The sequence below is a fragment of the Corynebacterium pacaense genome (assembly GCF_900169525.1).
Taxonomy (GTDB): domain Bacteria; phylum Actinomycetota; class Actinomycetes; order Mycobacteriales; family Mycobacteriaceae; genus Corynebacterium; species Corynebacterium pacaense.
This window is the reverse complement of record NZ_LT821240.1, coordinates 668,854-689,682: the sequence shown is the minus strand read 5'-3', so window position 1 is coordinate 689,682 and position 20,829 is coordinate 668,854. Positions and strand designations below refer to the sequence as shown.

Below are 20,829 nucleotides of genomic sequence, written 5' to 3'. Positions count from 1 at the left end.
ATGGGCGAATACTGTCTACACCATTCCCAGGAGGTGGCCGAGGTGGCCGAGCGCACAGGAACCGGTGACCCACTACAGAGCATTGCGCTGCTCTGGGGCACCAACCCCAGGACGGGTCGATCGCCCCTGACCCTCGATGCGATCGTGGAGGCCGCTATCAACGTCGCGGCCGAGATCGGAATTGACAAACTTTCGATGCGCAAGATCGCTGACCGTGTGGGAGTGGGTGTCATGTCTCTCTACCAGCGCGTTCCTGGGAAGGGTGAGCTGATCGATCTCATGGTCGATCACGTCAACGGGTGCGCCTACGACACGGATGAGCCACCGGACGCCGCAAGCGGTTGGCGCTCGGCGATGGAAGAGATAGCCGCCCGGAACTGGCAGTTGTTCCTGCAGCACCCCTGGGTACTCGGCATCGACACATCCAGGCCTCCGCTCGGGCCGGGCACGACTGCAAAGTACGACCTTGAGCTCACTCCTCTGATCGGAATAGGGCTCAGTGACGTTGAAACCGACCAGGTTCTCGCGCTCATACTGGAACACGTCAAGGCGGCGGCCAGAGTGTCCCTGGGTGTGGCGGAGACGGCCGAGGCAACGGGAAACGATGACCATGACTGGTGGGCCACGGCGGGCCCTCTCCTCGCCGCTTTGATCGACGAGAAGCAGTTCCCCAACGCGTCCCGGATCGGTGCCGCATCCGGGGCGCAATATGACTCCGCCGTGGACGGTGAACTGCAGTTCCAGTTCGGCTTGCGAATGATCCTCGATGGGGTGGAGCAACTGATCGCGAGCAAGTAGGGCACCGGCCTGTGCTGCCATTCCGCTTACCGGTTCACAGTCGTGGCTTCATTCGTCGTCAGGACCTGCAATGCCGATACACTCTTGCCTGGGGCTGCTACCTGCTGAAGTCAGCCAGGGCCAAGTAATTCCTTCGTCACCGATCCCCGGGGGAGTGGATCGACCTTTCCGTTCGGCAGCATGGGCACGGGTGCGGCTAACGCCGGCGATGTGCTCCCAGCGGATCACTATTGCGGCGTAGCGTCCCCGGCGTTGAGCGGCGCGTTATCCGTGACCACGAAGGCTCCGGAGTCGTTGTTCCTATCGGCCGGATCTCCACGTACGGCGCCAAGCGAGCGAAGAGGTCGGATCTATTAGTCTCCGGCAGCCCGGGGTCGGGTTCCGGATCGGAGAGAGTTGCGGGAGTGTTTGAATCAGTTGCACAGCAGCGGCCGGCGATCCGAGTTCGGAAGCGCCCCCGACAGATGCTCTCGACCCACTGCGGTGCATCCAGGGTGGGGAAGGGCACAAGCTGGCCGAGTTGATGGCAGATGGAATTGTGGTTCGTGATCACGCCGATGCCACAGCTGTGCCGGGGCAAGTTTCGAAAGCTCACCCCTACCTCAACCTCGTTCTCCACCCACATTCACTTAATTAAGCCTTGCCTAAATAGCCGAGTCGGGCGATAATCGGAAGCCACCGACAATCAATTTCTGGAGGGCGTTCCGTGAGCAACATCGCTGTGACACATTCCGATTCCGGATTCCTTCCGGTGCAGGTCCTGGACAGTCGCCGGGTATCCCCGCACATCGTGCGTGTGACCTTCGGCGGCGGGGCGCTGGAGAATTTTGAGTACCGCGGTTTCGATCAGTGGTTCCGCATCGCCCTGCCGGTCCGTGAGGGATCCAGACTGGATAATCTGCCCAGGAAGTTCGGGGTCGGCGGTTACCTCAGGTTCCTCACCCTGCCCAGGAACTCCCGTCCTGTGATCCGGAACTACACCGTCCGCAGCTTCCGGGAGGATCCCCGCGAGCTGGATGTGGATTTCGTCGTGCACGGCACCGAGGGCATAGCCGGGCCCTGGGCGGTGGGGGTGCGGCCCGGCGCGCCCGCCGCGATCATCGATCAGGGCTGCGGCTGGAAGCCCGTGCCGGCCGCCGAGAACCTCATTGTCGCGGACGAATCCGGAATGCCCGCCGCCCTGGGAATCCTGCGCGACCTGCACGCCGAGGCCAGGGGTCACGCCATCATCGAGCTTTTCGACGCCCGGGACACCCAGGAGGTCACCGGACCCGCCGGTGTCGAGGTCCGGTGGGTGATCCGCGACGCGGGAAGCGCCCCGGGGTCGGCGGCGCTACCCGCGCTGCGGGCGCTGGAGGTGGACGAGGATACCTATGCCTTCGCGGTGGGGGAGTCCTCGCTTGCCACCGGTGCGAGACGCCTTCTGGTGTCCGAGCGTGGACTCCCGAAGGCAAACGTCACCTTCTCCGGCTATTGGAGGCTCGGCAGGGCCTCCCCGAGCTGACGGAGGGGCCTTGCATTGCGTGGAGGTCGCAGACTAGTGTTTCTATCAATTCTTTTAGGTAAGCGTTGCCTTAATTAACTGATTTGTCGAGTGTCAGAGGTTGTGGAAGATGAGTCGAGGAAGTCTCCTGTGGTGCCAGTCCGGTGTTCACACGGTCAAGGTGGGCGGACGGGAAGTCGACATGGTGGCGGGAGACCTCCTGTTCGCCGGTGATCAAGTCGCCCACACCCGCAGTGCGGGCGGGATCGTCCTTGATATCCGATTCCCCGAGTGCGGGATCGCGGGGGAGACCCGGCGCATCCACCTCGGGCAGGCGTGGGGCGAGTGGATGATCCACGAGTACAGCCGATCCCTGATGGGCGAGGCCGCTCCCTCGACCGAGATCCTGCGGTTGTTCCGGGAGTTCGTCACCGCCCCGAGGCTGCCCTTCAACCACGAGGCGCGGTCCGTCGCTCGGACCCTGGTGAACAACCCTGCGGACAACACCGGCCTGGAGGAGTTCGCGCGGAGAATGGGGGTCGCAGCCCGCACCCTTCAGCGGCAGTTCGTCAAGGGAACCGGCTACACATTCAGCGAGTGGCGGGCGGCGCAGCGCGTCAGCGTCGCCGCCAGCCTGCTCGCCCATGATTTCAGCATCTCGGTGACGGCCAACCTCGTCGGCTTTGCGGCCACCAGCAGTTTGACCAGGGCTTTCCGGCGACATACCGGCCGCACCCCCTCGGCCTTCACAACCGGCTCCATCGGGATGGGGATGGCGGGTGATCCCCCGGCGATCCCGCCGAGCATCTCCTTCGCGCTCTCTGAACGCGACCAGCAGCTGTGGATCCACTCCGGGTCCGCCACCGTCACCACTCCGGGTTTCTGTCGGTTCCTCGCACAGGGGGACATGGCGACCATCCCCGCCGGGACCAGGACCCGCATCGACGTTGCCGCCGGGTCCATCGCATTGCCGGTGCCCCTGGGCATGGCCGAAAGGGACATGGACCTGCGCACCCTCGTCGAGATCCGGTCAGGCACAGGTGGTGAGATTCCGCGGCTCACGCTGCTCGAGCAGGCCGAATGGGAGATTCTCAGCCACGAGCTGCTCACCACACCGGTGCCCGTGCACCCCTAGAACCGTGAATTCGGGTTTCCGGGAACTATTTGGCGGTTCACCTCGTTGAACTTGATGAAGCTTTAACAATTCGACGAAAGGATCGGGGACCCCTTGCGAAGCAGCAATCCCGTTTTTAGTTCACTGACGGAAACCCAGCGGTCGCACGTTCAGGACCCGTACGGAAACTACGGCGCCCCCCAGCAGCGCGAACGCTCAATGACTGTTGATGATGTCATCACCAAAACCGGTATCACCCTCGGGGTGATCATCGTCTTCGCACTGGTGACGGTTGGTGTGAGTTTCGTCAACCCGGGCCTCGCCATGATTCTCACCATCGTCGGTGCCATCGGCGGGTTCATCACCGTGCTGGTGAGCACCTTCGGAAAGAAGTACGGTTCCGCCGCCGTCACCATCATCTACGCGGTGTTCGAGGGACTTTTCGTCGGCGGAATCTCCCTCCTGCTCTCGGGGTGGACAGTTGGAAACTCGAACGCCGGAACAATGATCGGCCAGGCGGTGCTCGGCACCGTCGGCGTGTTCATCGGCATGCTCTTCGTGTACAAGACGGGTGCCATCAAGGTGACCCCGAAGTTCAACCGCATCATCACCTCGATGCTGGTTGGTGTGCTGGTGCTCGCCCTGGGCAACCTGGTCATGGCGATGTTCGGCCTGGGCAACCCGCTGCGTGACGGCGGTATGCTGGCCATCATCTTCTCCCTGGTCTGCATCGGGCTGGCGGCATTCAGCTTCCTGACCGATTTCGACGCGGCAGATCGCATGGTCCGCCAGGGTGTTCCCGCCAACATGGCATGGGGCGTCGCCCTCGGCCTCGCGGTGACCCTGGTCTGGCTCTACACCGAGATCCTCAGGCTGCTGAGCTACTTCCGCAGCAACTAGAATTGTGCCCCGCAGGCTCTGAGCCGAAAGGCAATCACCCCCGCATCCGAGAGGATGCGGGGGTGATTGCCTTTTCTAGAGGGCGATGACCTCGTCGTTGATGCTGACGCGGGAGAAGACCAGGCCCTGGGAGGTCTCGGTGGGCTCGGAGAGCTCCACCGCCACGTCCGCGGTGGTGGTTTCGGTGCCCGTGGCGTCGATAAGCGTACGGGTTCCGGTACCCTCCGCGTGGTCCTGATCCCAGGATGTCCACATAATCGCGGTGAGTCGATCATCGGTGTCGGTGCAGGTCAGGGACAGCGACTCCGGGGCCCTCACCGGTGCTGAGACGCAATCGATGAAGCCGGGGATGGAATCGCCCGTAACGGCCGGGGAGATGGTTCTACCGGTCGCGGTGGGGATCTTGAGGTCTGAATCGACCTGATTGGGTGGGGAGCATGCGCTGAGCAACACGGAAGCTAGAACCGCCGTGCCGACAACGGCGCACGCCCGGATGGGTGCGCGCATGTCAACTAGTCGGAGCCGCGCATCTTCGCCGCCTTGGCGGAGTTGTAGGGTTCGGCGGAGACGACGGTGACCTTGATGACGGTCCCGTTCGGCGTGCTGTACTGACGGGTTTCACCCTCCTGTGCGCCGAGAATGGCGGCGCCGAGGGGGGACTGCTCGGAGTAGGTCTCCAGATCGGGGTTCTCCGAGGCGGCGGCACGGGTACCGATGAGGAAGGTCTCCTTATCGTTTTCATCACCGTCGTAGTAGACGTGGACCACGGAGCCGACGTGTGCGACGCCCTCGATGATGCCCTCGCGCTCGGTGGTGGAGTTGGCCAGGACCTCGGAGATCTGCTTGATGCGGGCCTCCTCCTGGTCCTGCATCTCACGCGCGGCGTCATAGCCGGCGTTCTCCTTGAGGTCGCCCTCCTCGCGGCGCTCGTTGATCTCGGCCGCGACGGCGGGTCGGTGGGCGATGAGGGCGTTGAGCTCCTCCTCCAGCTTCGCCTTGGTTTCAGGCGTGATGTACTGCTTTTCTGGGCTTGCCATGTGTTTAACCCTCCCGGGGGACTGTAGGGGTGGAGCGCCGGAGTGTCACTGACAGTTCATGAGTCGGGCCCCGGGTATCCGGGGCCCACCATCACGCGCTTAACTGCAGGGTTCGACCAGCGATGCCACCAGCAACGTCGACGTACGTTTTCTGCTGTGATTTTAGCACAGCCCTCCTCCGCGGCCTCACAGGTTCATGTGCGCGGGGATGGTGGTGGAGCAGCCGTAGATGCCCCCGGAGACAGCGGGCGCGCGGGTCGGGATGGTGGTGGTGATGCGGATGACGGAATCTCCGCCGGGCTCAACCAGGACCTCCCTGCGTCCGACCTCGCCGTGGGAATAGTCCAGTGCCGTCACGATGCAGTAGGAGGGCTCATCGACGTTGTCGCGGGAGACGTCCACGTCCATCTGGAAGGTGTGGTCGTCGATGCGCTCGAAGGCGCCCATGGACGCGGAGACGGTCTGCGCCTCGCGTGCCTGCATGTACCGGGCGAAGGCGAAGACCACTGCGAAAATGAGTGCGACCGCCGCGATGGCGATGAGCTTTCCCGTCCAGTTGGTCTTCGTGATTACCTCGCGGCTGCTGCGGTACCTGGAAGCTGGGCGCTGCGGGTTCGGGTTGGTGCTCATTTTTGCCTGTCGACGTCCTCATCGGGGTGGTGCCGCGCACGCGCGTGCGCCGGCCTACACAAGCATTCTAATCATAGTAATCCTCCGGGATACCCGGGGTGAGGTGAAGAAGTATTAACATGAGTGGACAAGCATTACTCAACCACTTTGAGAAGCGAAGGCTTCAGGGAAGGACCGGAATCACGTGAGTGGTCTACGTCTCCTGGCGATCCACGCCCACCCCGACGATGAGTCGAGCAAGGGTGCGGCGACGATGGCGCGCTATGCCGCGGAGGGAAACCGCGTCATGGTGGTCACCTGCACCGGCGGGGAGCGCGGCGACATCCTCAACCCGGCCATGGACAAGCCGGGCGTGCTGGAGAACATGCCGGCCATACGGATGGAGGAGATGGCCAAGGCGATGGCGGTGCTCGGCACCGAGCACCGCTGGCTCGGTCACGTCGATTCCGGTCTGCCCCAGGGCGATCCGCTCCCGCCGCTTCCTGAGGGATGCTTCGCACTCGAGGACAATGAGGTGGTCACGCGTGAACTGGTGACCATCCTCCGGGAGTTCCGACCCCATGTCATCATCACCTATGACGAGAACGGCGGCTACCCCCATCCGGACCACCTCAAGGTCCATGAGGTGTCCATGCTCGCCTGGGAGAAATCCGGCGATGCGGGCTACGCCCCCGAGCTGGGTGAACCCTGGGCCCCGCTGAAGCTCTACTACACCCACGGGTTCATCAGGCAGCGCATGCAGATGTTCCATGACCAGCTCACCCTCATGGGCCGGCCCAGCCCCTACACACCCATGCTGCAGCGCTGGGAGGCCAATCGCGCCGATGTCATGGCGCGGGTGACCACCCAGGTGCCCTGCGACGCCTACTTCGAGCAGCGCGATGAGGCACTGCGCGCCCACGCCTCGCAGATCGATCCGGCCGGGGCCTTTTTTGGTACTCCGGTGGAAGTGCAGCGTAGGCTGTGGCCGACGGAGGAATTCGAGTTGGCCAGGACCAGAGTGAAGACCTCGATTCCGGAGGATGACCTGTTCGCGGGCATCGACCCGGACGCCGAATAGGCTCAATTCCCTGAAGGAAGGACAACCTGCGTGATCGACTTCAACCCCGTGTTGAACACCGCAGCCGCCGTGTACAACAACACGAGTGTTTTCATACTCGCCCAGCAGCAGGAGGGTGGCCCGCTCGGTCCCGAGTTCGGCAAGGCGTCCCCGATCGGTCTGTTCGTGCTGGCGGCGATGGGTGCGGCCATTTTGACCCTCGGCTGGTTGTTTCATCGGCGCTGGTCACGGATGAATCGGCGGCGGATCTTCGCCGAGAGGCACGGGCTCGACCCCTTTGATATCGAGGGGATCCGCGCGGCGATGAAGGAAGCGGGACTCAACGACAAATCCAAGAGGGGCTTCCTTTAAAGCGGAAGTGTGATAGGGTATCGCTCATGTTCGCCGCACGCTTCTATTTTATCAACGGCTCCGGGGCCTTCCCGTTAGAGCTGGCCGTTGACCGTGCCTGACTAACGCGAACATCTAAACCGGAGCCGAGCAGCACCTCCCCGTAAAGGGTTGAGGGGCTGCTTTTTTTGATGCCCCGTTCACCCTCCCCGAAAGGTAGCAACTGTCAATGAGTACCCCGGTTTCCCTGGAACACTCGGCCTCCACCAGCAATAAGCGGGTGGTCGCCTTCCATGCCCTGCCCAGCCCGGCGCAGCTGATAGCCGAGAATCCGCTCAATCCTGCCCGGGCCGCAAGGGTCGAGGCGGATCGCCAGGACATCGCCGACATCTTCGCAGGAGACGATGACCGGCTCGTCGTGGTCGTCGGCCCGTGTTCGGTCCATGATCCCGAGGCCGCCATCGACTACGCCCACCGTCTGGCACCGCTGGCACGGCGGCTGGATGGCGAGCTCAAGGTGGTTATGCGGGTCTACTTTGAAAAACCGCGAACCACGATCGGTTGGAAGGGGCTGATCAACGATCCGCACCTGAATGAGACCTACGACATCCCCGAGGGGTTGCGCCTCGCCAGAAAGCTGCTGATTGATGTGGTCGATCTCGACCTGCCCGTGGGCTGTGAGTTCCTGGAGCCGAACAGCCCCCAGTACTACGCGGACACCGTGGCCTGGGGTGCCATCGGCGCCCGGACCACCGAATCCCAGGTCCACCGCCAGCTGGCCTCGGGCATGTCCATGCCCATCGGATTCAAGAACGGTACCGACGGCGGCGTGCAGGTGGCCATCGACGCGGTGGAGGCCGCGAGGAACCCGCACTTCTTCTTCGGTACCTCCGATGACGGTGAGCTCAGCGTCGTGCAGACCGCGGGCAACGCCAACAGCCACATCATTCTCCGTGGCGGCAGCGCGGGCCCCAACTACGACGCGGCCTCGGTGGCCGCGGCCGTCGACAAGCTCGGTGCCGGTGCCCGGCTGATGATCGACGCCTCACACGCGAACTCCGCCAAGGATGACGTCCGGCAGGTCGCCGTTGTCAGGGACATCGCCGCGCAGATAGCGGCCGGAAACAACTCCATCGCCGGCATCATGATGGAGTCCTTCCTGGTGGCGGGGGCACAGAAGCTCGATCCGGGGAAGCTCCGGATCAACGGGGGCGAGGGCCTGGTCTACGGCCAGTCGGTGACCGACAGGTGCATGGACATTGATACGACGGTGGATCTGCTGGTCGAGCTTTCCGCAGCGGTGCGAGCGCGACGCGGCATTTAGCGGGCGGTTGGGAGCGGAAGAGGGGCCGGGGGCTAGAATGATAGTCGTGTTCACCCTGCCCAATCTGCTGTATCCGGCCTATGAGCGCCGCCTGCTCCGTGAGCTCGATGGTGCCAAGTCGCCTGGTCATGTCGCCGTGATGTGCGACGGCAACCGCCGATGGGCGAGGGAGGCGGGATTCGTGGACCTCAGTCACGGACACCGCGTCGGCGCGAAGAAGATCGGCGAGCTGGTCCGCTGGTGCGATGACGTGGATGTCGAGCTGGTCACCGTCTATCTGCTGTCCACCGAGAACCTCAGCCGATCCGATGAGGAGCTGCAACTGCTCTTCGATATCATCGGCGACGTCGTCGATGAGCTCGCACGCAGGGAGACGAACTGCAGGGTGCGTCTGGTCGGACACCTTGACCTGCTCCCGGTACCCGTCGCGGAGCGGCTCCGGGACGCGGAGCGGGCGACGGTCGGGCACACCGGCGTCGCCGTGAACATAGCCGTGGGTTACGGCGGCAGGCAGGAGATCGTCGACGCGGTGCAGGATCTGCTCCGCAGCGGTGTGGAAGAGGGCGCGAGCCCCCAGGAGCTCATTGATTCCGTGAGCGTCGACTCCATCTCCACCCATCTCTACACCTCCGGGCAACCGGACCCCGACCTGGTGATCCGCACCTCGGGTGAACAGCGGCTCTCCGGCTTCATGCTCTGGCAGTCGGCCTACTCGGAAATCTGGTTCACCGACACCTACTGGCCCGCGTTCCGCCGCATCGATTTTCTCCGCGCGCTGCGCGACTACTCCCAGCGCAGCAGACGCTTCGGCAAATAGAAGGAAGAAGCAATGACCGCGATCATCGCCTACGCCAGCACCTACGGTTCCACCGCGCAGTACGCGGCGGAGCTTGGTCGCAGGTTGGGCGTGGCGCCCATGCGTATCGACGCCCCCACCGAGGTAACCGGGGCACTGCTGCGGCACCCCGGAGCACCGCTGGTGGTGCTCAGCCCCGTGCACGGGCCGCTGAACGCGGGGGCGAAGTTCATCACCGACCACCAGCTTGGCGATCGACCGGTGGCGCTGTGCACTGTGGGAATGACCCTCGATGAGGTGGCCCTGGAAAAGGATGGGGCACAGCGCGCACTCGGGGCCAGGGCCGACGGGGTTGAGCGCTTCTACCTGCCGGGACGGCTGAACTACTCCGAGCTCTCGCCCGCGCACCGCTCCACGATGTGGACGATCATTAAGATGCTCAGGGTCAAGCCACGGAAGTCGGACAATGACAAGATGATGATCGACACCTTCGACACTGACGTCGACCGCGTTGATCCCGCGCGGTTGGAGAAGGTGGTGCAATGGGTCGCGGCCGGCAAAGGGAAGCCAACTCAGCCCCGGCTCAACTAGATTTTCCGCATCCGTACGCGTTCAACCAGGTGATCCCCGCCCTTGCGCAGGACCAGTGAGGCGCGTACGCGGGTGGGCAGGATGTTCTCCACAAGGTTGGGCAGGTTGATTGACTGCCACAGCTCGCGGGCGACAGCCATGGCGCGTTCGTCGGCCATGTCGGCATAGTCTGAGAAGTGTGCGCCGGGGCGCCGGAAGGCGGTGTGGCGCAGTTCGAGAAACCGGTCGATGTACCACTGCTCGATGTCCTCGGTTCGGGCATCGACGTAGACGCTGAAATCAAAGAGGTCACTGACCATGAGCGTCGGGCCGGTCTGCAGCACGTTGAGACCCTCGACGATGAGGATGTCGGGTTGCTTGACCGTGATGAACTCCCCGGGCACACGGTCATAGGCGGTGTGGGAGTAGACAGGAGCCCTGACCTCGAATTTCCCGGATTTCACATCGGTGACAAAACGCAGGAGCGAGCGCTGGTCATAGCTCTCGGGGAAACCCTTGCGGTTCATGATTCCGCGCCGGGTGAGTTCCGCCGCAGGGTAGAGGAAACCGTCGGTGGTCACCAGATCCACCCGGGGATGGGTGCTCCACCTCTGCAGCAGCACCTGGAGCAGACGGGCGGTGGTGGATTTTCCCACCGCCACCGATCCTGCCACCCCGATGATGAAGGGCACATGGGAACCGGGCACGCCTCCGGTGGAGGTTCCGAGGAACGTTTCGGTGGCCGCGGTCAGCTCCTGGCGGGCCTTGACCTGCAGGTGGATCAGGCGGGACAGGGGCAGGTAGACCTCCGCCACCTCCTCGAGATCGATGTTCTCACCGATGCCCCGGAGTTCGATGACCTCGTTCTCTGTAAGCACCTGGGGCATCGACTTGCGCAGCCGCCGCCACTGGGCCCTGTCGAAGTCGAGGTAGGGACTGAAGTCCGGTGTCCGACTGGAGGTGCGTTCTGACACGGGGCGCTGGGCGTGGAGCGGGCTGGCCATAGCAACCATTGTGCCCTCTCGGTGTGAGGTGCCGGGCGATTGGGTGATTGGATACCCGTACTTTCTCAAAGCCGGGAAGGCGGCTATGCTTAACTCCCGTATCTATCCCGTGCGTGAGGTCTTACCCACGGGATTCGTCTTGTGAAAGGTTAGCCGACCAGATGACCGATGCCCACCATGCCGATGATGTCCGTTACCAGCCGCTGAGCGAGCTTGATCCGGAGGTGGCCGAGGCCATCGCCGGTGAGCTGGCCCGCGAGCGCGACACGCTTGAGATGATCGCCTCCGAGAACTTCGTCCCGCGCGCCGTCCTGCAGTCGCAGGGTTCCGTGCTCACGAACAAGTACGCCGAGGGTTACCCGGGTCGCCGCTACTATGGTGGCTGCGAACAGGTCGACATCATTGAGGATCTCGCCCGCAACCGCGCCAAGGCGCTGTTCGGTGCGGAGTTCGCCAACGTCCAGCCGCACTCCGGTGCCCAGGCCAACGCCGCGGTGCTCATGGCTCTCGCGGAGCCCGGGGACAAGATCATGGGTCTCTCCCTTGCCCATGGTGGACATCTCACCCACGGAATGAAGCTGAACTTCTCCGGAAAGCTCTACGAGGTCGTGGCCTACGGAGTCGACCCGGACACCATGCTCATCGATATGGACCACGTCCGCGAGCAGGCGCTCAAGGAGCGCCCGAAGGTGATCATCGCAGGATGGTCCGCCTACCCGCGCCATCTTGATTTCGCCGCCTTCCGCGAGATCGCCGACGAGGTCGGTGCCAAGCTGTGGGTGGACATGGCACACTTCGCCGGTCTGGTCGCCGCGGACAGGCATCCCAACCCGGTTCCGTATTCCGATGTCGTCTCCTCCACGGTGCACAAGACCCTCGGTGGTCCGCGCTCCGGCATCATCCTGGCCAAGCAGGAGTATGCCAAGAAGCTCAACTCCGCCGTATTCCCCGGTCAGCAGGGTGGCCCGCTCATGCATGCCGTGGCAGCCAAGGCCACCGCTTTGAAGATCGCAGCCACCGACCAGTTCGCGGAGCGCCAGGACCGCACGCTCGAGGGAGCCCGCATCCTGGCCGACCGCCTCATGGCAGCTGACGCCAAGGCGGCGGGAATCGACGTTCTCACCGGCGGCACCGATGTCCACCTGGTGCTCGCCGATCTCCGGAACTCCCGGATGGACGGCCAGCAGGCCGAGGATCTGCTGCACGAGGTCGGCATCACCGTCAACCGCAACGCCGTTCCCTTCGATCCCCGTCCGCCGATGGTCACCTCCGGCCTGCGTATCGGTACCCCCGCGCTGGCCACCCGTGGCTTCGATGCCGCGGCCTTCACCGAGGTCGCCGACATCATCGGCACCGCGCTGGCCAACGGCAGGGATGCGGACATTGATGCGCTGCGCGCCCGCGTCGGTGCCCTTGCCACGAACTTCCCGCTCTATGAAGGGCTGGAGAGCTGGACGATCGTCTAGGGACCGCACCCCCTCGAGGGCGCGACGTGCGCACCCTGATCATTGACAACTACGATTCCTTCACCCACAACCTCGGGGGCATCGTGGAGCGGATCACCGGGGTCGCCCCCACGATCGTGCACAATGACGCCCCCGGCTGGGATGCCAGGCGGGCCGCGCTTTTCGACGCCGTCATCATCTCACCCGGCCCCGGTCACCCGGGGCGGCGTGGCGACTTCGGTATCTGCGCCGAGGTCATCGCCGACGCAGGGGTGCCCATCCTCGGTGTGTGTCTCGGACACCAGGGCATCGCCCTGCACCACGGAGCCGAGGTGGACCTGGCACCCGAGCCGGTGCACGGCCGGGTGTTCGAGGTCACCCACAACGGCTCCGAACTCTTCGACGGGGTACCGGTGACCTTCGCGGCCGTGCGCTACCATTCCATGGCGGTGAGCAACCTTCCCGGAGACCTCGAGGCGACCGCGTACAGTTCCGACGGTGTGCTGATGGCCTTCCGGCACCGCACCCTCGAGCAGTGGGGGGTGCAGTTCCACCCGGAATCCATCGGCGGGCAGTTCGGTGAGCGGATCATCGCCAATTTCCTGGCACTGGCCGCCCGCCCGCGCCGGGAGGTCACCGAGGAGATCGTGGACATCAGCGTCGATCCCGCGGCGGTATTTGAAACCTTCTTCGCCGGGTCCGTCAATGCCTTCTGGCTCGACGATCCCACGGGCTGCAGCTATCTCGGTGATGATTCCGGCCCGCACGCCCGTGTGCACTCCCACCGGGTCGGGGAGGGGGACTTCTTTTCCTGGCTGCGCGATGATCTCCGCACACACCGCACCCGGGCAGGGGAGGGATTCCGGCTGGGCTGGGTCGGGTACCTCGGATATGAGCTGCGCGATGGCACAAGCCGGCACAGGTCCGAGCATCCCGACGCGCAGCTGATCTTCGCCGACCGTACCATCGCCGTGGAACCTGACCGCGTGCGGTTGCTGGCACTGGGGGAGCAGCGGCAGTGGATGGAGGAGACCACGGCCGCGCTGGGGAGACTCACACCGCCACGGCAGCCGCGGTCGCCGCGGCTGCGGTTGAGCATCCGGGATTCACGTCCGGACTACCTGGACGCGATTGGCTCGGCCCAGGACCTGATCACCCGTGGGGAAAGCTATGAGATCTGCCTGACCACCCGGATCAGCGGGGTCGGGGACTTTGAACCGCTGGCGAACTATCTCCGTCTGCGTGCCGACAACCCGACCTCCCACGGCTCATTCCTCCGCTTTGGGGACCTGGCCGTGCTCAGTTCCTCCCCGGAGCGCTTCATCAGCATCACCGCCCGCGGCAAGGTGGAATCCAAGCCGATCAAGGGGACCCGCCCCCGCGGGGGCTCTGTGCAGGAGGATGCGGACATCGCCGCGGAACTCGCCTCCAATCCAAAGGACCGTGCGGAGAACCTGATGATCGTGGACCTGGTACGCAACGACCTGGCGGTCGGCGCCCGGCCCTCCAGTGTCCGGGTGGACCGCCTCTTCGATGTGGAAACATATGCCACGGTGCACCAGCTGGTCTCCACGGTCAGCGCGGAGCTGGGCACCAAGGATCCGGTGGACTGCGTGCGCGCGCTGTTTCCCGGTGGTTCCATGACCGGCGCGCCGAAGATCCGGACGATGGAGATCATCGATGCCCTCGAAACCGGGCCCCGTGGAATCTACTCCGGTGGCCTGGGATACTTCTCACTCGACGGCGCGGTGGATCTGTCCATGGTGATCAGGACACTGGTGCTCCACGGTGACCGTGCCGAGTACGGGGTCGGGGGTGCGATCCTGTCACTGTCGGACCCGGAGGCGGAATGGGAGGAGATCCGCGTGAAGGCACGGCCGCTGCTCAATCTCACGGGCCGGGAGTTTCCGTGAGGGTCGTGGATTCCTACCTGGTCCGCGATGGTGCGGTGGTTGCACTGACACTGCACGAGCGGCGGTTTCTCGCTTCGGCCCCCGGCGAGCAGTTCCTCCGCCTGGTGCGCGGGAGGATTCCACGGCGTGGGGACTGGTTTCCACGGGTGGAGTGGGATGGACGGCGGTTCACGCTGGACATCCGCCCCGCCCCACCACTGCGCGAAAGCACCAGCCTGTGGTTGTCCACGCTGCCGGACCCGCGCACGACACCCACGGTGAAGGGACCTGATCTGGAGGCGCTGGCCGCACTGCGTCAGCGTGCGGTCGAACGCGGGTGTGAGGACGCCGTGGTCGTCGACAGTAACGGTTGCCTCGTGGAAACCGCCAACGGCTGCCTGGTGTTCTGGCAGGATGCGTCGACGGTGGTGCTGCCGGCTGCCACCGCGCTTCCCTCCGTCACGCTCGCGGCCACCATTGCGCTGTGGCGCGGCGCGGGCATCGAGGTGGTGCGCCGCAACACCCGTCACGTCGATCTGCCGGCCTGGTGCGGCAGTTCCCTGCACGGCTGGACACCGGTGACGCGCTGGGGGGTCGGTGGCGGTGGGATCACCGCGGCACCGGCCCCGCCCGTGGACCGCTGGAACGAGGCGCTGTGGAGCCGAGCGGAGAAGCTCTAGTCCTGCGTCTCCTCCGGCTGGGTACGCCCCTCGGCCAGCTGGGTGCGCGCGGCGCGAAGCCACTCCGGCTGATCGGCCAGCAGATCCTTGATCTCGGCGGTGGTCAGTGGGTTGTCCAGGTCGTTCTTCTTCAGCGCGGTGATGGTAACTCCCAGCTTCTGGGCAACCACGGGCCGCGGATGCGGACCCTCACGGCGCAGGGTGCTCAGCCACTCCGGCGGATTCTCCTGCAGTGCGCGGAACTCCTCATGGGTCAGCGCACCGTGCTGGAACTCCTCTGGCGTGGCGGGCAGATATAGACCGAGCTTCTTGGCTGCGGTCTGCGGCTTCATGGCCGTGCCCGATGGCGTGCGTGCAGATTCTTCGTTCACGATCCCAACGGTAGCATTGAACGCATGCTCACCTTAAGTTTCATCACCGGCACCGAACCGGGAAAATGGTTCGAACGCTTCCGTGAGCGCACCCGCCACGGCGGGCTGGAGACCCTCGACAGCGATGACGCGCTCGCCCTGCTTATCGACGCCCACGCGGACCTGGCGCTCACGCGCCTGCCGGACACCCGGGTGGATGAGACCTTCCACGTGGTGGAGCTCTACACCGAGACCCCGGGCATCGCCTTTTCCAGGGACTCGTTCCTGGCGGCGGAAAGCGGTGGCATCGATCCGGCGGAGCTGGAGGGTGAGATCATCAACTGGTCGGTGCCGGACTCCGGGGAGGTCGATCCCGCCGCGGTCCGCGATGCCCTGCAGGTGGTGGCGGCCAACGTGGGGGTGGTGATCGCACCCCGTCCGCTGCTGAAGGTGCTGAGCAGGAAGCAGGTGGAGCACCGACCGTTCAGATCCGCGGCGGTGACCAGGATCGCGCTGGTCTGGAGGAAGGATGCGGATTCCGATGCGATCCAGGATTTCGTCGGCATCGCACGCGGCCGCACCGCCAATTCCACAAGGCAGGCCGCACCCAAACGCAGCGCGAGGGAGAAAACCCTGGCCAGGCAGGCCCGCAGACGGGGGGAGAAAGCGCAGGGTGCGAAGCGGAACCCGCCGGGAAAGAAGCCCGGAAAGCGCCGGTGAGCTGGCTGTTCCCATGCCCGTTTGCCCCGAGGGGAAAAAGCCAGGAAAATTGCCAGCATGGCAGAAACCGATTTTTCCATCCGTCCCATCCGCGAGGCCGACTTCGCGCAGGTACGGGAAATCTACGAACTCGGGCTCAACACCGGTCACGCCTCCTTTGAGAAGAAGGGGCCGACGTGGGAGCAGTTCACCCGCACCAAGATCATCGAGACCGTGTTCGTCGCGGTGGAGAATTCGGATCCCGATTTCGTCCTCGGCTGGGTGTCGGCCGCGCCGGCCTCATCGCGTTCGGTGTTCCACGGCGTCGTTGAGGATTCCATCTACATCCACCCGCAGGGGCAGGGACGCGGAGTCGGCGGTGCCCTGCTGGACACCCTGATCCAGGTGTGCAGTGATCTGCACAAATGGTCCATCCATTCCTGGATCTTCCCCGAGAACGAGGGGTCGGCGAAGCTGCACGCCTCCCGCGGGTTTGAGAAGGTGGCCACCTTCCATCATGTGGCCAAGATGTCCTTCGGCGAGATGGCCGGGCAGTGGCGCGACACCGATGTGTGGGAGAAGCTTCTGCCCAAGCCCGACATCCATCCCTGATCCCACGGACCACCCCACCGGTGCGGGCGGGCTACCCCGGGAATGACAACGCGTATATGATTGTTGACCTAGCCAGTGGCGCACACCATACGGTGCAGGTTTTTCACCGTACCGCCATCCTGAGGCATCACTGGGCGGGAAGGAGTCGTTGGAATCATGGCACGTGGATTTTTCAACTGGCGCCGGAGGAAGAACGAGAAGCACGATGACACCGACGCCCCCCGGACAACCCGGCGGCAGACGGCGGGGGCGTCGTCACCCGCCGGGCCCGCACCCTATCTGACCCCCGCGGATTTCCTGCCCGATGAGGATCTCCCGCAGCTCAACCGGTCGCGGGCGAACATGCTGCGCCGGGAGCTCGAGTACCGCTTCACCCTGGCCGAGGCTCAGATCACCTTCGACGGCAACTCCGCGCTGATCCTGCGCCCCGACGGTGGCAGCGCCCACGTCTCCCTGCGCACGCTGGCCCTGAACGCCGCCGGCCTGGACGATATCAGCGAGCTCTCCGATCTGGTCCAGAGCTTCGTGCACGGCACCCTCGCCGACGCGACACTGGGGGAGCTGTCCACCGCTGATCTCTACCGGAGCCTGCGGCTGAGGCTCCTGCCCACCCCGGACAGCGATGAATCCCTCGAGGACAGCAACCCGGGCATCGAGCGCCAGATCAGGGAGAACTCGGTGCTGCGCGGATTCACCTCGGACACCTCCATCGCACTCGTCCTGGACACCGAGCACGCGATACGGATCCAGCCGCTGGCGGAGCTCGAGAGCTTCGATTCCATCGATGTCCTCGAGCGCGCCGCGGACCGCAACACCTGGCGGGAGCTGTCCCAGGCCGAGGTCGACGCCAATTACGTCTCCAACGACGAGGGCGGGCCGGGCTCGGATTTCTGGGCCTTCGAATCCACCTCCTACTACCTGGGCAGCTCCCCGCTGTTCCTCCCGGATCTGCTGCAGAAGTGGGCACCGGAGCTGGATCAGAGCCAGGGGGTGATCTTTGCGGTGCCGGACCGTGATCTGCTGCTCGCCAGGCCGGTGACCACCGGGGAGCACCTGATGAACGGCATCACCTCGATGGTGCGCATCGCCATGCGTTTCGGTCTGGGCAACCCGACATCGATCAGCCCGCGGCTGCACCTGCTCCATGAGAACCAGGTGACCACATTCACCGATTTCAGGATCATCGAGCCCGAGGCCGACGAGGAATGGGACGGCGCACCGTACTCGGAGTCCGCGGCCGGGGCCATCGGAATCGAGGTCCGGCCCGACCCCTACCTCATGGCGATGCTGCAGAGCGGTGAGACGGGCAACAACTTCGGTGACGGCTTCGACGACTTCGGTGGTGAGCCCGACCCCGGGCCGCTGGACTGAGGCGGTCGGGGGCGTCGATAAGCAGCAGAGCAGGGGGCGGGGAGAATCCCCGCCCCCTGCTCCATCGTTGCCGGCTGATGCCTAGAAGGAGTTCTTCCGGTCGGTGTTGGCCATGGCCAGCACGTCCAGGCGGCGGTCCAGCTCCTCCTCGGTGAGGGTCGTTCCATCGACGAAGCCGAGGTCGATGACGGTCTGGCGGATCGTCTTGCCCTCCGCGAGCGCGGTCTTGGCCACCTTGGCCGCGTTCTCGTAGCCGATGGCGGAATTCAGCGGGGTGACGATGGAGGGTGAGGATTCGGCCAGCTGCTTCATGTGCTCGACATTGGGCACAATGCCATCAACCAGGCGCTCGGCGAATACCCGCGCGGTGTTGGCCAGCAGGCGGGCGGACTCGAGGACATTGCGTGCCATGACGGGGATGAACACGTTGAGCTCGAACTGGCCCTGGGTCCCGGCGAAGGCGACGGCCGCGTCATTGCCGATCACCTGGGCGGTGACCTGGGTGGCGGTCTCACAAAGGACGGGGTTGACCTTGCCCGGCATGATCGAGGATCCCGGCTGCAGGTCCGGGAGGTGGATCTCGCCGAGACCGGTCAGCGGGCCGGAGCCCATCAGACGGATATCATTGGCGATCTTGTAGAAGGAGACGGCGACAACGCGCATCGCACCGGAGAACTCCACCAGGGCGTCGCGGGCGGCCTGGGCCTCGAAGTGGTTCGCGGCCTCCTTGAGCTCCTTGACCCCGGTCAGTTCGATCAGTTCCGCGGTGACCTTGGCGCCGAAGTCAGCGGAGGTGTTCAGGCCGGTGCCCGCCGCGGTGCCGCCGATGGCCAGCTCGCCCAGGCGGGGCAGGGTGGCCTCGATGCGTTCGATTCCGAGCTGGATCTGGCGGGCGTAGCCACCGAACTCCTCACCGAGGGTGACCGGGACGGCATCCATGAGGTGGGTGCGGCCGGACTTGACGATGCCGGACCACTCGTTCGCCTTGGCCGAAAGTGATGCGTGCAGAACCTTCAGGCCGGGAACCAGATCGTTGACCGCCGCCTCGGTCGCGGCGACGTGCGTCGCGGTGGGGAAGGTGTCATTGGAGGACTGGCCCATGTTCACATCGTCATTGGGGTGGACCTCGGTGCCCGCGGCCTTGGCCAGGGAGGCGATGACCTCGTTGGTGTTCATGTTCGAGGAGGTACCCGAGCCGGTCTGGAAGACATCGATGGGGAACTCGGAGTCGTGCTTTCCCTCCGCGATCTCCTTCGCTGCGGCGATGATCGCGTCCGCCTTCGCCGCATCCAGCGCGCCGGCATCCTTGTTCACCTGAGCGCACGCCGCCTTGAGCAGGCCCATCGCGCGGATCTGGGTGGATTCAAGTCCACGGCCGGAGATGGGGAAGTTCTCCACCGCACGCTGGGTCTGTGCACGCCACAGGGCGTTGACGGGGACCTTCACTTCACCCATGGTGTCGTGCTCGATGCGGAATTCCTGATCACTCATGTATGTCACCTTCACAGTGTGTAAAGAAGCCTTTTTTGTTTTTCGGAATCAACCCGCCCGTCGAGGTGAACCGTCGCGGTGGACGGTGGCCACGGGGGCGGGCACATTCGACCATCATTGTGCCACACGGAGCATCCGGGTTCATGTGTGATTCGACGCACCGATGACGGTCGGGGTTGTGCTGGGGACGCTAGCTGTTTCGGCTGTAGTCGACCACGGAGTATTCCTGCAGCTTGGACAGCTGGTGGACGGATTCGATGTGCCGGATGGTTCCGGACTTCGAGCGCATGACCAGCGAGCGGGTGGTGGCGCCGTTGGCACGGTAGGACACGCCGCGCAGCATATCGCCGTTGGTCACACCGGTGGCCACGAAGTAGCAGTTGTTGGAACGGACGAGATCATCGGTGAACAGCACCCTGTCCAGCTCGAGTCCGGCGTCAAAGGCCTTCTGGCGCTCGAAGTCATTCATCGGGGCGAGGATGCCCTGGATCTCACCGCCCATGCACTTCATGGCGCAGGCGGTGATGATGCCCTCGGGGGTTCCACCGGTGCCCATCATCATGTCGACGGAGTTGGAGTTCTGTGCCGCGGCGACCGCGCCGGCGACATCGCCGTCGGAGATCAGGCGAACCTTGGCGCCCGCGCGACGGATGTCGCTGATCAGTTCAAGGTGGCGGGGGCGGTCGAGGACGACGACGGTGACATCGGAGGCGTTGATGCCCTTCGCCTTGGCCACTGCGTTGATGTTGTGTGCCACCGGGGCCTCGATGTCGACCTTGCCCGCGGCATCGGGGCCGACGGCGAGTTTCTTCATGTAGAAGACAGCGGAGGGATCGTACATGGAACCGCGTTCAGCGGCGGCCAGGACGGAGATGGCGTTGGGACGGCCCTCGGCCATCAGGGTGGTTCCGTCAACCGGGTCCACCGCGATGTCCACCTCCGCGCCGAAGCCGGTTCCCACCTCTTCGCCGTTGAAGAGCATGGGGGCCTCGTCCTTCTCGCCCTCTCCGATGACCACGACGCCCTTCATGGACACCGAGTTGATGAGCTGGCGCATGGCGTCCACTGCGGCACCGTCGCCCTCATTCTTCATTCCGCGGCCCACCCATCGACCGGAGGCCAGTGCTGCGGCTTCGGTGACCCGGACCAGTTCCATGGCGAGGTTGCGGTCGGGTGTTTCGGGGTGCTTTGCGTTCATCTAGGGGCCTCCTGAGGGCGCTATCAAGGCTGTTGACCCCCAAGC

The 20,829-nt window shown here is 64.7% G+C and carries 22 protein-coding genes; 15 read left to right on the top strand and 7 right to left on the bottom strand.

Annotated elements, in window-relative coordinates; translation table 11 throughout:
* From B7E02_RS10305 to B7E02_RS10290, 4 genes are all read left to right on the top strand, one after another.
* A complete protein-coding gene (locus B7E02_RS10305) occupies window positions 1–798 on the top strand; it encodes a TetR/AcrR family transcriptional regulator (protein ID WP_080795786.1) in 798 nt (265 codons plus the stop codon).
* A 706-nt stretch (window positions 799–1,504) separates the two neighbouring features.
* Window positions 1,505–2,302 (top strand): siderophore-interacting protein, encoded by a 798-nt coding sequence (locus B7E02_RS10300; protein ID WP_080795783.1) that lies wholly within the window; start codon window positions 1,505–1,507, stop codon window positions 2,300–2,302.
* A gap of 109 nt (window positions 2,303–2,411) precedes the next feature.
* Window positions 2,412–3,416: an AraC family transcriptional regulator gene (locus B7E02_RS10295; RefSeq protein WP_080795779.1), complete on the top strand. Its 1,005-nt coding sequence runs from the start codon at window positions 2,412–2,414 to the stop codon at window positions 3,414–3,416.
* A 93-nt stretch (window positions 3,417–3,509) separates the two neighbouring features.
* Window positions 3,510–4,295, top strand: coding sequence for a Bax inhibitor-1/YccA family protein (locus B7E02_RS10290; RefSeq protein ID WP_080795777.1), 786 nt, complete (start codon window positions 3,510–3,512; stop codon window positions 4,293–4,295).
* Between the two features lie 75 nt (window positions 4,296–4,370).
* On the opposite strand, the gene B7E02_RS10285 is transcribed toward B7E02_RS10290, so the two are convergent.
* The 3 genes from B7E02_RS10285 to B7E02_RS10275 all read right to left on the bottom strand — a co-directional run bounded on the left by B7E02_RS10285 (window position 4,371) and on the right by B7E02_RS10275 (window position 5,962).
* Complete coding sequence (locus B7E02_RS10285) at window positions 4,371–4,802, bottom strand: hypothetical protein (RefSeq protein WP_080795773.1); 432 nt, start codon at window positions 4,800–4,802, stop codon at window positions 4,371–4,373.
* Window positions 4,803–4,807: 5 nt separating this feature from the next.
* Window positions 4,808–5,332, bottom strand: coding sequence for a transcription elongation factor GreA (gene greA, locus B7E02_RS10280; RefSeq protein ID WP_080795768.1), 525 nt, complete (start codon window positions 5,330–5,332; stop codon window positions 4,808–4,810).
* A 186-nt stretch (window positions 5,333–5,518) separates the two neighbouring features.
* A complete protein-coding gene (locus B7E02_RS10275; RefSeq protein WP_080795767.1) occupies window positions 5,519–5,962 on the bottom strand; it encodes a DUF4307 domain-containing protein in 444 nt (147 codons plus the stop codon).
* 184 nt (window positions 5,963–6,146) lie between these two features.
* Between B7E02_RS10275 and mca the strand changes: the two genes are divergently transcribed.
* The 5 genes from mca (at window position 6,147) to B7E02_RS10250 (ending at window position 10,063) form a co-directional block, all read left to right on the top strand.
* Window positions 6,147–7,022 carry a mycothiol conjugate amidase Mca gene (gene mca, locus B7E02_RS10270; RefSeq protein ID WP_080795764.1) on the top strand — a complete coding sequence of 292 codons (876 nt, stop codon included), beginning with the start codon at window positions 6,147–6,149 and terminating at the stop codon, window positions 7,020–7,022.
* A gap of 30 nt (window positions 7,023–7,052) precedes the next feature.
* Window positions 7,053–7,373 carry a hypothetical protein gene (locus tag B7E02_RS10265; protein ID WP_080795762.1) on the top strand — a complete coding sequence of 107 codons (321 nt, stop codon included), beginning with the start codon at window positions 7,053–7,055 and terminating at the stop codon, window positions 7,371–7,373.
* A 208-nt stretch (window positions 7,374–7,581) separates the two neighbouring features.
* A complete protein-coding gene (locus B7E02_RS10260; protein ID WP_080795759.1) occupies window positions 7,582–8,676 on the top strand; it encodes a 3-deoxy-7-phosphoheptulonate synthase in 1,095 nt (364 codons plus the stop codon).
* A 37-nt stretch (window positions 8,677–8,713) separates the two neighbouring features.
* Entirely contained in the window at window positions 8,714–9,493 is a 780-nt protein-coding gene (locus tag B7E02_RS10255) for an isoprenyl transferase (RefSeq protein ID WP_080795756.1), read from the top strand.
* A gap of 12 nt (window positions 9,494–9,505) precedes the next feature.
* Entirely contained in the window at window positions 9,506–10,063 is a 558-nt protein-coding gene (locus B7E02_RS10250; RefSeq protein ID WP_080795753.1) for a flavodoxin domain-containing protein, read from the top strand.
* Here the strand turns inward: B7E02_RS10250 and coaA are convergent.
* On the bottom strand, window positions 10,060–11,046 hold the full coding sequence (gene coaA, locus B7E02_RS10245) for a type I pantothenate kinase (RefSeq protein ID WP_080795751.1): 987 nt from the start codon (window positions 11,044–11,046) through the stop codon (window positions 10,060–10,062). The genes B7E02_RS10250 and coaA overlap by 4 nt on opposite strands.
* A 161-nt stretch (window positions 11,047–11,207) precedes the next feature.
* Between coaA and glyA the strand changes: the two genes are divergently transcribed.
* From glyA to B7E02_RS10230, 3 genes are read left to right on the top strand one after another with little or no spacing between them, the layout of a single operon-like run.
* Window positions 11,208–12,512, top strand: coding sequence for a serine hydroxymethyltransferase (glyA, locus tag B7E02_RS10240; RefSeq protein WP_080795748.1), 1,305 nt, complete (start codon window positions 11,208–11,210; stop codon window positions 12,510–12,512).
* 26 nt (window positions 12,513–12,538) lie between these two features.
* Window positions 12,539–14,404, top strand: coding sequence for an aminodeoxychorismate synthase component I (pabB, locus tag B7E02_RS10235; RefSeq protein WP_080795745.1), 1,866 nt, complete (start codon window positions 12,539–12,541; stop codon window positions 14,402–14,404).
* A complete protein-coding gene (locus B7E02_RS10230) occupies window positions 14,401–15,063 on the top strand; it encodes an aminotransferase class IV (RefSeq protein ID WP_245802248.1) in 663 nt (220 codons plus the stop codon). The genes pabB and B7E02_RS10230 overlap by 4 nt, the downstream gene beginning before the upstream one ends.
* Here B7E02_RS10230 and B7E02_RS10225 read toward each other — a convergent pair.
* Window positions 15,060–15,395, bottom strand: coding sequence for a DUF5997 family protein (locus B7E02_RS10225; RefSeq protein ID WP_080795740.1), 336 nt, complete (start codon window positions 15,393–15,395; stop codon window positions 15,060–15,062). The two genes, B7E02_RS10230 and B7E02_RS10225, sit on opposite strands and share 4 nt — an antisense overlap.
* A 63-nt stretch (window positions 15,396–15,458) precedes the next feature.
* Here B7E02_RS10225 and B7E02_RS10220 point away from each other — a divergent pair, with 63 nt between their 5' ends.
* From B7E02_RS10220 to B7E02_RS10210, 3 genes are all read left to right on the top strand, one after another.
* A complete protein-coding gene (locus B7E02_RS10220; protein ID WP_080795738.1) occupies window positions 15,459–16,133 on the top strand; it encodes a LysR family transcriptional regulator substrate-binding protein in 675 nt (224 codons plus the stop codon).
* Between the two features lie 57 nt (window positions 16,134–16,190).
* Window positions 16,191–16,724, top strand: coding sequence for a GNAT family N-acetyltransferase (locus tag B7E02_RS10215; RefSeq protein WP_080795735.1), 534 nt, complete (start codon window positions 16,191–16,193; stop codon window positions 16,722–16,724).
* 156 nt (window positions 16,725–16,880) lie between these two features.
* Complete coding sequence (locus B7E02_RS10210; RefSeq protein ID WP_080795733.1) at window positions 16,881–18,095, top strand: hypothetical protein; 1,215 nt, start codon at window positions 16,881–16,883, stop codon at window positions 18,093–18,095.
* Window positions 18,096–18,176: 81 nt separating this feature from the next.
* Here the strand turns inward: B7E02_RS10210 and B7E02_RS10205 are convergent, their stop codons facing one another.
* Both B7E02_RS10205 and glpX read right to left on the bottom strand, forming a co-directional pair.
* A complete protein-coding gene (locus tag B7E02_RS10205; RefSeq protein WP_080795730.1) occupies window positions 18,177–19,586 on the bottom strand; it encodes a class II fumarate hydratase in 1,410 nt (469 codons plus the stop codon).
* 190 nt (window positions 19,587–19,776) lie between these two features.
* Window positions 19,777–20,784: a class II fructose-bisphosphatase gene (gene glpX, locus B7E02_RS10200; RefSeq protein ID WP_080795727.1), complete on the bottom strand. Its 1,008-nt coding sequence runs from the start codon at window positions 20,782–20,784 to the stop codon at window positions 19,777–19,779.
* Between the last annotated feature and the right edge of the window lie 45 nt (window positions 20,785–20,829).

Excerpts from the sequence above, each read along its gene's own strand:
- B7E02_RS10305 (WP_080795786.1), top strand. The coding sequence starts at position 1 with ATGGGCGAATACTGTCTACACCATTCCCAGGAGGTGGCCGAGGTGGCC.
- B7E02_RS10295 (WP_080795779.1), top strand. The coding sequence starts at position 2,412 with ATGAGTCGAGGAAGTCTCCTGTGGTGCCAGTCCGGTGTTCACACGGTC.
- B7E02_RS10285 (WP_080795773.1), bottom strand. The coding sequence starts at position 4,802 with ATGCGCGCACCCATCCGGGCGTGCGCCGTTGTCGGCACGGCGGTTCTA.
- greA (WP_080795768.1), bottom strand. The coding sequence starts at position 5,332 with ATGGCAAGCCCAGAAAAGCAGTACATCACGCCTGAAACCAAGGCGAAG.
- B7E02_RS10275 (WP_080795767.1), bottom strand. The coding sequence starts at position 5,962 with ATGAGCACCAACCCGAACCCGCAGCGCCCAGCTTCCAGGTACCGCAGC.
- B7E02_RS10260 (WP_080795759.1), top strand. The coding sequence starts at position 7,582 with ATGAGTACCCCGGTTTCCCTGGAACACTCGGCCTCCACCAGCAATAAG.
- B7E02_RS10255 (WP_080795756.1), top strand. The coding sequence starts at position 8,714 with ATGATAGTCGTGTTCACCCTGCCCAATCTGCTGTATCCGGCCTATGAG.
- B7E02_RS10250 (WP_080795753.1), top strand. The coding sequence starts at position 9,506 with ATGACCGCGATCATCGCCTACGCCAGCACCTACGGTTCCACCGCGCAG.
- coaA (WP_080795751.1), bottom strand. The coding sequence starts at position 11,046 with ATGGCCAGCCCGCTCCACGCCCAGCGCCCCGTGTCAGAACGCACCTCC.
- glyA (WP_080795748.1), top strand. The coding sequence starts at position 11,208 with ATGACCGATGCCCACCATGCCGATGATGTCCGTTACCAGCCGCTGAGC.
- B7E02_RS10225 (WP_080795740.1), bottom strand. The coding sequence starts at position 15,395 with ATGAAGCCGCAGACCGCAGCCAAGAAGCTCGGTCTATATCTGCCCGCC.
- B7E02_RS10220 (WP_080795738.1), top strand. The coding sequence starts at position 15,459 with ATGCTCACCTTAAGTTTCATCACCGGCACCGAACCGGGAAAATGGTTC.
- B7E02_RS10215 (WP_080795735.1), top strand. The coding sequence starts at position 16,191 with ATGGCAGAAACCGATTTTTCCATCCGTCCCATCCGCGAGGCCGACTTC.
- B7E02_RS10210 (WP_080795733.1), top strand. The coding sequence starts at position 16,881 with ATGGCACGTGGATTTTTCAACTGGCGCCGGAGGAAGAACGAGAAGCAC.
- B7E02_RS10205 (WP_080795730.1), bottom strand. The coding sequence starts at position 19,586 with ATGAGTGATCAGGAATTCCGCATCGAGCACGACACCATGGGTGAAGTG.
- glpX (WP_080795727.1), bottom strand. The coding sequence starts at position 20,784 with ATGAACGCAAAGCACCCCGAAACACCCGACCGCAACCTCGCCATGGAA.